Source organism: Streptomyces venezuelae ATCC 10712 (genome assembly GCF_008639165.1).
In the GTDB taxonomy this organism is placed as follows: Bacteria; Actinomycetota; Actinomycetes; order Streptomycetales; family Streptomycetaceae; genus Streptomyces; species Streptomyces venezuelae.
In genome coordinates this window covers 2729067-2741596 of sequence record NZ_CP029197.1, presented here as the reverse complement: position 1 = coordinate 2741596, position 12530 = coordinate 2729067, and the positions used below count along the sequence as shown (strand labels likewise).

Sequence of the window (12530 nt, the reverse complement as noted above, 5' to 3'; positions counted from 1 at the left end):
TGCTCCCCAGCGGGCCCGCTTAGGCTCGACACCATGCGACTCCGACTTCCCCGGTGGGCCGCGGTCACCGCCGTCCTCGCCGTCCTCGCGGGTGCCGGCACCTGGACCGCCGTCGCCTCGGACGATCCGCCGCCCGTCCACCGGGCGGACCGGATGCTCGACCTCGACGGCACCCGGCTCGACACCTCGTACTTCACGGGCGACGGGGACGGACGCCGGCCGGCCGTCCTCCTCGGCCACGGCTTCGGCGGCTCCAAGGACGACGTCCGCGCCCAGGCCGAGCAACTCGCCCGCGACGGCTACGCCGTGCTCACCTGGTCCGCGCGCGGCTTCGGCGCCTCCGGCGGTGAGATCGGGCTCAACGACCCCGACCACGAGGTCAAGGACGCCCGGAAGCTGATCGACTGGCTCGCCGCGCGGCCCGAGGTGCTCCTCGACAAGCCGGGCGACCCGCGCGTGGGCGTCACCGGCGCCTCCTACGGCGGCGCGCTCTCGCTGCTGGCCGCCGGACACGACCCGCGCGTCGACGCCATCGCCCCGCAGATCACCTACTGGAACCTCGCCGACGCGCTGTTCCCCGAAGGCGTCTTCAAGAAGCTCTGGGCGGGGATCTTCTTCTCGGCGGGCAACCAGCCGGGCGCCGCGACCCCCGCGGGGAAGACCGCCGCCTGTGGCCGCTTCACCCCCGAACTCTGCGCCCTCTACGAGCGCGTCGCGGTCAACGGCAAGCCCGACGCCGCCGCCCGCGCCCTCCTCGAAGCCCGCAGCCCCGCCGCCGTCGGAGCCAGGATCAAGGTGCCCGCCCTCCTCGTCCAGGGCCAGTCCGACTCGCTCTTCACCCTGGCCCAGTCCGACGCCATGGCCCGTACCCTCACCGCCAACGGCGCCCCCGTCGCCGTCGACTGGATCTCCGGCGGCCACGACGGCGGCGACCGCGAGACCGAGCGCGTCGAGCGCCGGATCAGCAGCTGGTTCGACCGCTGGCTGAAGAAGGACACCTCCGCCGACACCGGCCCCGCCTTCCGGGTCAGCCGGACCGGCGGCGTCGACTCCACCGACGGACAGGCCACCCTGCGCGCCGCGACCGCCGACCGCTACCCGGGACTCACCGCCGGCCCCACGAGCATCCCGCTCGCCGGAGCGGCGCAGACCTTCGCCAACCCGGCCGGAGCCGCACCGCCCGCCGTCTCGGCCGTCCCCGGCCTCGGCGGGGGAGTCGCCGGACTCTCCTCCCTCGGCGTCGGCCTCTCCCTCGACTTCCCCGGTCAGCACGCCCGGTTCGACGCGAAGCCGCAGGACGAGCCCCTTCGGATCACCGGCACGCCCACCGTCCGCGTCAAGGTCGGCTCCACCGCGAGCGACGGTTCCGCCGTCCTCTTCGCCAAGCTGTACGACGTCGGGCCCGACGGGCGCCAGCAGGTGCTGCCCGCCCAACTCGTCGCCCCCGTCCGCGTCGACGGAGCCACGAAGGGAGGGGCCGCGGCCGGGAAGAGCGTCACGCTCACCCTGCCCGCGATCGACCACGAGGTGGAGGCCGGCCACCGGCTCCGGCTCGTCGTCGCCGCCACCGACCTCGGCTACGCCTCCCCGACCGTCCCCGCCGACTACACCGTCGCCGTCGAGAGCCCGCTCACCGTCCCGACCGCGCCCGGCCTCGACACCCAGGCCGCCGCGCTGCCCTGGTGGGTCTGGGGCCTGCCGCTGCTCGGCCTCGCCGTCGCCGCCGCGCTGCTGCTCACCGCCCGCCGCCGCACCGCCGCCCCCGCGCCCGACCCCGCACTGGCCGCCGTACCGCTCCAGATCAGTGGGCTCTCCAAGAAGTACAAGGGCGGCGACCGGTACAGCGTCAAGGACCTCTCCTTCCGCGTCGAGCAGGGCCAGGTCCTCGGCCTCCTCGGCCCCAACGGAGCCGGAAAGACCACCACCCTGCGCATGCTGATGGGCCTGATCACCCCCGACGAGGGCGAGATCCGGGTCTTCGGCCAGGCCATCCGGCCCGGCGCCCCGGTCCTCTCCCGGGTCGGCTCCTTCGTCGAGGGCGCCGGCTTCCTGCCGCACCTCAATGGCCGGGAGAACCTCGACCTGTACTGGAAGGCCACCGGCCGCCCCGCCGAGGACGCCCACGTCGACGAGGCCCTGCGCATCGCCAACCTCGGCAACGCCCTCGACCGGGCCGTCCGCACCTACTCGCAGGGCATGCGGCAGCGCCTCGCCCTCGCGCAGGCCATGCTCGGCCTGCCGGACCTGCTGATCCTGGACGAGCCCACCAACGGACTCGACCCGCCGCAGATCCGTGAGATGCGCGAGGTCATGATCCGGTACGCGGCCGGCGGCCGCACCGTCATCGTCTCCAGCCACCTCCTCGCCGAGGTCGAGCAGTCCTGCACCCACCTCGTCGTCATGGACCGGGGCCAGCTCGTGCAGGCCGGACCGGTCGCCGAGATCACCGGCTCCGGCGACACCCTGCTCGTGACGCTCGGGGCGGCCGTCCCCGACGCGCTCGTCGAGAAGATCGGCGCCCTCCCCGGCGTCGCCACGGCGACCCGCACCGACGGCGGCCTCCTCGTCCGCCTCGACACCCTGGACGCGACCACCCTCATCGGCGAACTCGTCGCCCTCGACGTGCCGCTGACCGGCGTCGGACCGCACCGGCGCCTCGAAGACGCGTTCCTGACCCTGATCGGAGGAGCCGCATGAGCCCGCTGCTCGACACCCCGACGGCTCCCACGGCAGCCCCGGCCGCCGTGGACTCCGCCCCGGGCTACCGCCCCGGACGCACCCTGCCGCTGCGCGTCGAGGCCCTGCGCCAGTGGAAGCGCCGCCGCACCCTGATCATGGGCGGCATCCTCGTCGCCCTGCCGTTCGTCCTGCTCATCGCCTTCGCGATCGGCGGCGACTCGGACAGCGACGGCAGGGGCCGCATCACCCTGATGGACACCGCGACCGCCTCGGGCGCCAACTTCGCCGCCACCTGCCTCTTCGTCTCGGCCGGCTTCCTCCTCGTCATCCCGGTGGCGCTGTTCTGCGGGGACACCGTCGCCTCCGAGGCGAGCTGGTCCTCGCTGCGCTACCTCCTGGCCGCGCCCGTCCCCCGGTCCCGGCTCCTCGCGTCCAAGCTGGCGGTCGCCCTCGGCTTCAGCGCGGCCGCGATGGTCCTCCTTCCGCTCGTGGCGCTGGCCGTGGGCACGGTCGCCTACGGCTGGGGGCCGCTCCGGCTGCCCACCGGCGGTGCGGTGCCCGCCGGGGACGCGCTGCTGCGGATCGCCGTCGCCGTCGCGTTCGTCTTCGCCTCCCAACTGGTCACCGCGGGCCTCGCCTTCTGGCTGTCCACCCGCACCGACGCCCCGCTCGGCGCGGTGGGCGGCGCCGTCGGCCTGACCATCGTCGGCAACGTCCTGGACGCCGTCACCGCGCTCGGCGACTGGCGCGAGTACCTGCCCGCGCACTGGCAGTTCGCCTGGATCGACGCGCTCCAGCCGCAGCTGGAGTGGGGCGGCATGGTGAAGGGCACGGCGATCTCCCTGACGTACGCCCTGGTGCTCTTCGCGCTCGCCTTCCGCGGCTTCGCCCGCAAGGACATCGTGTCGTAGCCCGCTCAGGGTCTTCTCACAGCCACCCCCTTCGAGCCGCTTCCGCACCCGCGCGGAAGCGGCTCGTCGTGCCGAGGGCCGCCATCAGCTCGCCCACCCGCCGGGAGTAGGTCCGCGCGGACATGCCGAGCCGGGCCGCCGCCGTCTCGTCCGTGAGCCCCGCCACGAGGGCGTCGAGCACCGGCCGCAGCTGCGGCGGCAGATCGCGGGGCGGCGGCGGGGGCGGCGGCGCGTACGTCAGGTCCTCGGCCGCCGCCCAGCAGGCGTGATGGGCCCGGGCGAGGGCCTGCACGACCACCGGGTCCCGGATCAGCAGCAGCCCGTTGTACAACAGCTCCAGGTCGAGCGGGACCGCCGCCACCGTCCGGTCGACGACGATCATCTTGAACGGGATGGACTCCGCGAGCCGGGCCCGCCCGGGAATCCGAGGACCGTCTTCGAGCCGGGGCAGCGCGTGCCGCGGCACGATCCTCCTGACCTCCCCGGCCCGCTCCGCCGCCGCCCGCATACAGGCCCCCGCCAGCTCCAGGAACGGCTCGGGGATCGCGCATCCCGCCGACGCGACCGGGTCGTCGAAGGTCAGCAGCTCGTACCGGGTGGAAGCGGCCAGCCCGGCGAGCGCCGCGCTGATGCGCCGCGCACCCCGGACCGGGCGCCCCGCGGGCCGCTGTCCCTCGGTCGCGGCCCGGTTCATCGCCGAACGGGCGAGCATCACGGAGCCCGCGCTCTCTGCCACCGCTCACCACCCCCGCCCGATCGATGTCCACTCCATGTACGCATGCGACTGCACACGGTGACAAGCCCTGTTGAAAAGGATGGCGAATCCATGCCACCCCGCGCCCCCCCGGCCGCCGTTGCCGCATCGAGATCCATCCGCAACTCCTTCGACTGCTCCCCGCGGGCCTCTCGTTCGTCACATTCACAAGTGCCTTACCCAGAGGGGGAGATGACGTGGAACGACAGAACAGCGGGACCGCCGCCCACCGCCGGGGCCGGTGCCCGGCGCTCGTCGCGGCGCTGCTCGCCGCCGGACTCGCCGTCGCCGGCTGCGCCGCCGGAGGCGGCGACCGCGGCGAGACGTCCGCCGACCACGCGGCCCGGGGGAACGGCCGGACCGCCCCGGCCGCCCCCGACGGAGGGAGCCGGGTGAACCCCGAGGGCGGCGACGAGCGGGCCCGGCCCTCCACCGCGCCCGCCCCCGACTACCTGTCCACCTTCGCCCTGGACGTGGACACCGCCTCGTACGGCTACGCCCGCCGGACCCTCGCCGAGGGGCGGCTGCCCGACCCGGCGACCGTGCGCCCCGAGGAGTTCGTCAACAGCTTCCGCCCCGACTACCCGCGCCCGGCGGACAACGGCTTCAGCGTGACCCTCGACGGGGCCCGCGCCGGGAGCGACGGCTGGTCCCTGGTCCGGGTCGGGCTCGCCACCCGCGCCGCGGACCGCACGGGCGAACGCCCGCCCGCCGCCCTCACCTTCGTCGTCGACATCTCCGGCTCGATGGCCGAGCCGGGCCGCCTCGACCTGGTCAAGGAGTCGCTCGGACTGCTCGCCGACGAGCTCCGCGACGACGACTCGATCGCCCTGGTCACCTTCAGCGACGAGGCCGAGACCCGGCTGCCGATGACCCGGGTGGGGGAGGCCCGGGGCCGGGTCCGCGAGGTGGTGAACTCGCTCGCGACGACCTCCTCCACCAATGTCGAGGCCGGCGTCCGCACCGGTTACGACGTCGCCGTCGACGGCCACCGCAAGGACGCCACCAACCGGGTCGTCCTCCTCTCCGACGCGCTCGCCAACACCGGCGCCACCGAGGCCGGCGCGATCCTCGAACGGATCGAGGAGGAGCGCAAGGCCTACGGGATCACCCTCTTCGGCGTCGGGGTGGGCAGCGACTACGGCGACGCGTTCATGGAGCGGCTCGCCGACCGGGGCGACGGCCAGACCACCTACGTCTCCACCTCCGCGCAGGCCCGCAAGGTCTTCGTCGACCAGCTGCCCGCCCATGTCGAGCTGCGCGCCCGCGACGCCAAGGCGCAGGTCGCCTTCGACCGGGGGACCGTCGAGCGGTTCCGGCTGATCGGCTACGAGAACAGGGAGGTCGCCGACGAGGACTTCCGCGACGACCGGGTGGACGGCGGCGAGGTCGGCGCCGGGCACACCGTCACCGCGCTGTACGCGGTGAAGACCAGGCCCGGGGCGAGCGGCCCGGTCGCCACCGCCACCGTGCGCTGGCTGGACCCCGCCACCCGGGCGCCGCACGAGCGGTCCGGCTCGGTCGGCACGGCCGGGCTGACCGCCGACCTCTGGGGCGGCGGCCACGACAGTCTGCAGCTGACCGCGATCAGCGCCTACTTCGCGGACGCCCTGCGGGGCGGCGGGCTGCCGGGCGGGCCGGGGCTCCCGGCGCTCGCGGAGCGCGCCGAGGCGATCGCCGGCCGTTCGGGTTCGGCGGTGGTGCGCGAGCTGGCCGCGTCCGTGCGGCAGGCCGACGGGCTGCTCCGGCGGGCCGACGGACCGGGCCGGACGCCGGACGGGGACGGCGCCCGCGAGGGTGAGTTGAGGTCGGGTGACCCGTACAGCTGACGCGGGGGGCGGGCAGCGGGTCAGAATGGCCGCATGGCCTCCCTGCTGCTCGCCCTCGCCGTCGGATGCACCGGCCTGTACGCCGGTTTCATGCTGATCTTCCAGACCGGGATCATGCCCGCGCTGGCCCGTCTGACGGACGCCGAGTTCGTCGTGGCGATGCGCCGGATCAACGAGGCCGTGCCCAGGGCCGTGTTCCTGCTGGTCTTCCTCGGGGTGGTCGCCTTCCCCCTGGCCGCGTTCCTCGTCCCGGGCGACGGGCGGACCCCGACGCAGAAGTGGCTGGTCCTCGCGGGCCTGGTGTGCGCGGTCCTCAACCACGTGGTCACCGTCGGCGGCAACATCCCGCTGAACAACGCGCTGGCCGCCTCGGAGTCCACGGCTGACGAGCCGTCGGCCGTCCGCGCCGCCTTCGAGCGCCGGTGGAACGGCTTCCACCGGGTCCGTACCCCGCAGATCGTCGTCGCGTTCGGCCTGCTGACCGCCGCCGCGGTCCTGTAGGGCCTGCCGCCCGGCCGCCGTGAACCGTACCCGGCGGCCGGTTTCTGGCGTGAACTCGCGGGTGTAGAGCCTTCAACCATCTCGGCCGACCCCTCGAAAGCGTACCTCCGAGTCCGGAAACCGTCTTCCGGTGCCCATTGGTCTGCGCCAGTGACGAAAATCTTACGCCCTTATAACCCCACAAAGGGGGTGAATCACCCCGATATCCAGGGTTCGGATTCCGTACCCTCCGGTTTCTTATTGACATGCCTACGGGGGTCTTTTCTAATCATCGAGAGTCATCCCGCGCGCTGACGTCGCACAGGCACTGAGGGGGCAAGATGGACGTCCGGATTCTGGGGGGACTGTCGGTACGTGAGAACGGGGTGTCGATCACCCCGACCGCGGCCGCACCCCGACAGCTCCTCGCCCTGCTCACGGCCAGCGCCGACCAGGTCGTCCCCGTCACGGTCCTCACCGAGGAACTGTGGCCGTCCGGCGCCCCGCGCGGCGCCCGCGCCGAACTCCAGGCCCACATAGCCGAGTTGCGGTCCCTCATCGCCGCCGCCCTGCGCGGCGCCGACCCCGCGGAGCCCGCGACCGGCTGGGCCGAACGGCGCACCGCCGACGCGATCCTCGTCTCCCAGCCCGGCGGCTACCGGCTCGACACCGGCGGCGGCGCCCACGACGTCTGGCAGTTCGAGCGCGCGGCCGGCGCCGGCTACCGCGCCATGGAGGCCGGAGACCTCGCCCGCGCCGCGCTCCGCCTCGGCGAGGCCCTCGCCCTGTGGCGCGGCGAACCCTACGCGGGCGTCGCCGCCGGACCCCGGCTCCGCAGGGAGATCGAGCGCCTCGAAACCTCCCGGCTCAGCGTCCTCGACCAGTGGATGGAAGCGCAGCTCGGACTCGGCAGACACGCCGAACTCGTCTCCGAGCTCTCCGGCCTCGTCGCCCGCTACCGCACCAACGAGCCCCTCCACGCCCACTACATGGTGGCGCTGCTGCGCTGCGGACAGCACGACGAGGCCCTCACCGCCTACGAGCGGCTGCGCGTCGCCCTCAAGGGGGAGAGCGGCATGGAGCCTTCGGCGCGCCTGCGCCGCCTCCAGCGCTCGGTCCTCGCCGTGCGGAACACCACCGTCCGCCCGCTGTACCGCCCCCGCGTCCCCGCCCAGTACCACCCGGCCCGCGCCCGGCTCGTCCCGGCGGGCTCGGTCGGCTGACCGGCCGGCCCGGCCCCGGCCGGCCCCCCGCCCCCGCGGCGGGACGCGCCCCGGCGGCCACCACCGGGAATGAAGTGCGGCAACTCACCGTTGACCGACTCCCGAAGCCGAATTATTTTCGGCGAGCAGTACGGGTTTCCTCCCAGGTGCCCGATTTCGCTCGACCACGGGGGTAGGGGCCATGACCTTGCACGGCGCGCACGGAGCCGGTGGTGCCGACGCGCTGCTCACGGTCCTCGAACTCCTCGCCCGGCAGGCGCCCGCCGCCCGCTTCGAAGGGCTCGTCGACGAGGCCCGCGCCACCGGCGCCGACGCCGCCGAACTCGACCGCCTCGAACGGGCCGTCGCCCTGGCCGCCGAGGTCCGGGCCGGACGCGAGCGGGACGCCCGCCGCGAGGCCGGGCTCGCCACCCTCACCGACACCGCCCGCGACCTCACCCTCTCCTACGACCTCGACAGCCTGCTGCGGGTGATCACCCGCCGCGCCCGCCGGCTCCTCGGCCTCGACCTGGCGTACGTGACCCTCCGCGGCCCGCACGGCGCCTCCTACGTCCACACCACCGAGGGCACCCGCGGCGGACGCGTCGAAGGCCCCCGCCTCGCCCCCGGGCTCCGGATCGCCGAGGGATACGGACTCGGCGGCGCCGTCCAGCTCCACGGAGAGCCCGTCTGGACCGCCGACTACCTCGCCGACGAGCGCTTCGCCCCCTCCGGTTCCCTCGACGCCGGCGTCCACGCGCCGGCCTTCGACGAGTCCGCCGAGGCGGCCCTGCGCGCCGAGGACCTGCACGCGATCATGGCCGCGCCGCTGCGCAGCGGCGACACCGTCATCGGGGCCCTGCACGGCGCCGACCGGCACGTCCGCGACCACACCCCCGAGGAGATCGGGCTGCTCGCCGCGCTCGCCGACCTCGCCGCGCTCGCCGTCGAGAAGGCCGGACTCCTCGACCGCACCCGGGCCGAGGTCTCCGAACTCGAACGGGACAGCTCCCGGGTCCGCACCAGCCTCACCCGGATGCGGCACGTCAGCGAGGCCCACGGCCGCATCATGAACCTCGTCCTCGCGGGCGGCGACCTGTGCAACGTCGCCAAGGCCGCAGCCGACGCCCTCGACGCGACCGTGATGATCCGCGACCAGGGCGGCCGCTGCCTCGCCACCGCCGGGGACATACCCGGCCTCGACGAGGAGGCCGTCGCCAAGGCCTCGCTCGACGCGCACGCCCGCCGCCGCCCGGTCCTCGCCGACGACGACACCTGGGTCGCCCCCGTCATCGCCGGCTCCGAAGACCTCGGCGGCCTCGTCATCCGGGCCGCCGGCGGACTCACCGGCGAGGACGAGCGGCTGCTCGAACTCTCCGCCCAGTCCGTCGCCTTCCTCCTCCTCATGCGACGCTCCACCGCCGTCGCCGAAGGACCCGTCCGCGACGAACTCCTCGACGACCTCATCGCCGACCCGCCGCACGCCCCCCAGCAGATCGCCCAGCGCGCCCGCCGGCTCGGCGTCGACCTCCGCAAACCGCACGTCCTGGTACTCGCCCGGCCGGAGGGCGGCGAACAGGGCCGGGCCGTGGTGTGGGCCTCCTCCTACGCGTACCGCCTCAGTGGACTGAAGACCGTGCAGGGCGGCTGCATCGTGCTGCTGCTCCCGGGGATCGACGCCTCCGCCGCCGCCAAGGCCGTCGCCGCGGAGCTCTCCCCGCTGCTCGGACACCCCGTCTCGGTCGCCGCCGCCGGACCAGGCTGGAGCCCCGACGGCGTGGCCCGGATGCACCAGGAGGCCGGCCGCTGCCTGGACGCGATGAGCGCGCTCGGCGGCACCGGCTCCGCGGCCTCCGTGCAGGACCTCGGCTTCCTCGGGCTGCTGCTCTCCGACGACAACGACGTGGACGGCTTCGTCGAGGCGGCGATCGGGCCCGTACTGGACTACGACGCCGAGCGGTTCACCGACCTCACCCACACCCTGGAGGCGTACTTCGCCTCCGGCGGCAGCCCGACGAACGCCGCCGAGGCGCTCCACGTCCACCCCAACACGGTCTCGCGCCGCCTGGAGCGGATCGGCGAACTCCTCGGCCCCGAATGGCAGAAGCCCGGCCAGGTCCTCGAGGTCCAGCTGGCACTGCGCCTCCAGCGCACCCGCGAGGTCCTCGCCCGGGGCCGCGCGGCCGCGGACCCGGCCCGCCAGCCGCCGGGCCCGCCCGAGCGCACCACCTGAGGACCCGGCAGCCGGATCAGCTCGCCGTACGCCCCGAGCCGTAGCCGGAGCCGTACGCCCCTTCCCAGTCGGTGGCGGCCAGGACCGTCGCCGCGTGGGCCGCCGACGCCAGCGTGATGTGCCGGTGCCAGCCGCGGTACGAGCGCCCCACGAAGTCCCGCAGGCCCGCGCCCTCGCCGACCTCCACGAAGTCCCGCTCCACCCGGCGGGCCAGCTTCGTCAGCCGCAGCAGGGTGCCGACCGGCGAACCGGTCAGATCGCTGATCCACACCCGGGAGGGCGCGCGCCGGGGGTCGTCCCACTCGCCGAGCAGCACCAGCGGACGCATCCGCTCCCCGCCCGGCGTCGGCAGCGCGACCCGGACGGCCGTGGCCAGCGAGGTCCGCGAGGTCCGCGCACCGGCCACCGTGTCCACCCAGCTGACCGGCCTGCGCAGGCCCTTGAGCGACTCCAGGATCTGCACCGCGGACAGCGGGCCGGCGCCGAAGCCGGGCAGCGACCGGTCGGCGATCGCGAGCCGGGACCCCGGACCGATCCGGGCCACGACCGGCACCCCGGCCCCGGCGAGCCGGGTCAGGGCCGCCCGCCCTGCGCCGCCCCGGATGTCGAGCAGCACCGGCTTGCGGGTGACGTCGGACCAGCGCGCGGTGTCGAGCGCCGCCGCGACCGCGCACTCCTCCAGCGTCTCCTCGCCGGCCTCCTGGGGAACCTCCGCGCGGTCGCGCCGCGTGCGGTCGTTCACCCAGGGGTCCGGCAGGAACAGCCGCCAGTTGACGGGGACGCTCAGTTCGTCGCTCGCGAACCAGACGCCGAACGCCTGCTGGCCGTGGAAGACCTGACCGCGCTCCGGGTCGAAGCGCCGGTCCACGCCCACCGAGTGCTCGCCGGCCTTCGGGATCGGCATCGGGCGCACCACCCAGGCCTGCGGGCAGCTGTTGCGCTCGAGGAAGTGGGCGAGCGCCGCCCGCATCGGCTGCCAGTCCCAGGTGGAGCTGGAGACGAAGTGGTGCAGGCTCTGCTCGGCGGCGGGCCCGCCTATCTGCGCGGCGATGTTCCGGATCGACTTGCGGCCCTGCGCGGTGAGCAGGCCGTGCAGGTACTGCTCGGCCTTCAGGCGCTGGTCGCGGCGCGGGAAGCCGGAGAACAGCGCGGCACACAGCTCGGCGTAGACGTCCTCGCGCGAGCCGGCCGCGCCGACGGACCTGACGACGCCCAGGGGAACGGCCGGGGAAACGGCCCCGGCGGCGGCCCTGCGCTTGGTTGCGACGGATGTACTCACGACACTCCTGCCCTCAGGTTGAGCAGCTCCCTCCCGCTGCCCCACCACCGTCGCCCGGCAGGCCCCTCCAGGACGAGGTGTACCCGGCACCCGAATCGGCCGCCGGATGGTGGCCGGACCACCCCCCGCCGTGTCGTCGCAGCTCACAGCGGTCTCCGCGCACCCCTCACGGGCCCCCGTCAGGGCCTCGCCGAATACCCCGTGGGGGATCTGACAGACTCGCCGACCGGGCTTTGACCCGTCGCAGGGAGTGGCCGGACCATCGCAGAGCGAGGCTGCACGGGCCGGACCCCGGTTAATGCCCCAGGCCGGGGGCCGTGCCTGTGCGCCTCGCCTTGATCGTCCCCCCGTACGCTGTGGCGCATGGGAGCGCGCGCCGAACCGCCGGTCGTCGCGGCGGTGGCCGCCGGCGGCGCCCTCGGCGCGAGCGCCCGCTACGGCGCGGGGCTGCTGTGGCCCACCCCCGAAGGTGCCTTCCCGTGGACGACGTTCACGGTGAACGTGCTGGGCTGCGCCCTGCTGGGGGTGCTCATGGTGCTGCTCACGGAGAAGCCGGCCGAGTGGTCGGCCGCGCCCCCGCACCCCCTCCTCCGCCCGTTCCTCGGCACCGGGTTCTGCGGCGGGTTCACCACCTTCTCGACGTACGCCCTGGAGACCGAGCGGTTGCTGAGCGCCGGCGACCCGCTGCGCGGCCTGCTCTACCTGGGCGGGACCGCGGTCACCGCGCTCGCCGCCGTCCGGGCCGGGGTCACGGCCGCCAGAGCCGCCACCCGGGCCGTACGCGGGCCGGGGAGGCGCCCGTGAACTGGCTGTTCGTCGTCGCCGGGGCCGCCGTCGGCGCACCCCTGCGCTACCTCACGGACCTCGCCGCGCGGGCCCGCTTCGGCCCCGGCTTCCCCTGGGGCACCTTCACGGTGAACGTCACCGGCTCGTTCGTCCTCGGACTGCTCACCGGGGTGACCTCGGCCCAGGTCCACCTGCTGCTCGGCACGGGCCTGTGCGGGGCGCTCACCACGTACTCGACCTTCTCGTACGAGACACTCAAGCTCGTCGAGGACGGGGCGAAGGGGCGGGCGGCGCTCAACGTCGCCGCGAGCCTGGCCGCCGGTCTCGGAGCCGTATGGCTGGGAGTCCGGGCGGCCGGGCTGTTCTAGCGGAGGGGT

General features: G+C 74.7%; 10 protein-coding genes. 8 read left to right on the top strand and 2 right to left on the bottom strand.

Annotated elements, in window-relative coordinates; translation table 11 throughout:
• Positions 1 to 33: 33 nt before the first annotated feature.
• Together DEJ43_RS12505 and DEJ43_RS12500 are read left to right on the top strand one after the other, a co-directional pair.
• Positions 34 to 2697, top strand: a complete 2664-nt coding sequence (locus DEJ43_RS12505) for a CocE/NonD family hydrolase (protein ID WP_015033726.1) — start codon at positions 34 to 36, stop codon at positions 2695 to 2697.
• Positions 2694 to 3590 carry an ABC transporter permease gene (locus tag DEJ43_RS12500; RefSeq protein WP_015033725.1) on the top strand — a complete coding sequence of 299 codons (897 nt, stop codon included), beginning with the start codon at positions 2694 to 2696 and terminating at the stop codon, positions 3588 to 3590. Before DEJ43_RS12505 ends, DEJ43_RS12500 begins: the two co-directional genes overlap by 4 nt.
• Before the next feature lie 16 nt (positions 3591 to 3606).
• Here the strand turns inward: DEJ43_RS12500 and DEJ43_RS12495 are convergent, their stop codons facing one another.
• Positions 3607 to 4326 (bottom strand): helix-turn-helix domain-containing protein, encoded by a 720-nt coding sequence (locus DEJ43_RS12495; protein ID WP_015033724.1) that lies wholly within the window; start codon positions 4324 to 4326, stop codon positions 3607 to 3609.
• A gap of 215 nt (positions 4327 to 4541) precedes the next feature.
• Between DEJ43_RS12495 and DEJ43_RS12490 the strand changes: the two genes are divergently transcribed.
• From DEJ43_RS12490 to DEJ43_RS12475, 4 genes are all read left to right on the top strand, one after another.
• Complete coding sequence (locus DEJ43_RS12490; protein WP_015033723.1) at positions 4542 to 6173, top strand: vWA domain-containing protein; 1632 nt, start codon at positions 4542 to 4544, stop codon at positions 6171 to 6173.
• A 33-nt stretch (positions 6174 to 6206) separates the two neighbouring features.
• On the top strand, positions 6207 to 6674 hold the full coding sequence (locus tag DEJ43_RS12485) for an anthrone oxygenase family protein (protein ID WP_015033722.1): 468 nt from the start codon (positions 6207 to 6209) through the stop codon (positions 6672 to 6674).
• Between the two features lie 320 nt (positions 6675 to 6994).
• Positions 6995 to 7876 (top strand): AfsR/SARP family transcriptional regulator, encoded by an 882-nt coding sequence (locus DEJ43_RS12480; protein ID WP_015033721.1) that lies wholly within the window; start codon positions 6995 to 6997, stop codon positions 7874 to 7876.
• 181 nt (positions 7877 to 8057) lie between these two features.
• Positions 8058 to 10088: a helix-turn-helix domain-containing protein gene (locus tag DEJ43_RS12475; protein ID WP_015033720.1), complete on the top strand. Its 2031-nt coding sequence runs from the start codon at positions 8058 to 8060 to the stop codon at positions 10086 to 10088.
• A gap of 16 nt (positions 10089 to 10104) precedes the next feature.
• Here the strand turns inward: DEJ43_RS12475 and DEJ43_RS12470 are convergent, their stop codons facing one another.
• The gene (locus DEJ43_RS12470) at positions 10105 to 11367 is read right to left on the bottom strand and encodes an IS701 family transposase (protein ID WP_015033719.1); all 1263 of its coding nucleotides are present in this window, start codon (positions 11365 to 11367) and stop codon (positions 10105 to 10107) included.
• A gap of 363 nt (positions 11368 to 11730) precedes the next feature.
• Between DEJ43_RS12470 and crcB (DEJ43_RS12460) the strand changes: the two genes are divergently transcribed.
• Positions 11731 to 12171, top strand: coding sequence for a fluoride efflux transporter CrcB (gene crcB, locus DEJ43_RS12460; RefSeq protein ID WP_015033718.1), 441 nt, complete (start codon positions 11731 to 11733; stop codon positions 12169 to 12171).
• On the top strand, positions 12168 to 12521 hold the full coding sequence (gene crcB, locus DEJ43_RS12455; RefSeq protein ID WP_015033717.1) for a fluoride efflux transporter CrcB: 354 nt from the start codon (positions 12168 to 12170) through the stop codon (positions 12519 to 12521). Before crcB (DEJ43_RS12460) ends, crcB (DEJ43_RS12455) begins: the two co-directional genes overlap by 4 nt.
• The last annotated feature ends 9 nt before the right edge of the window (positions 12522 to 12530 follow it).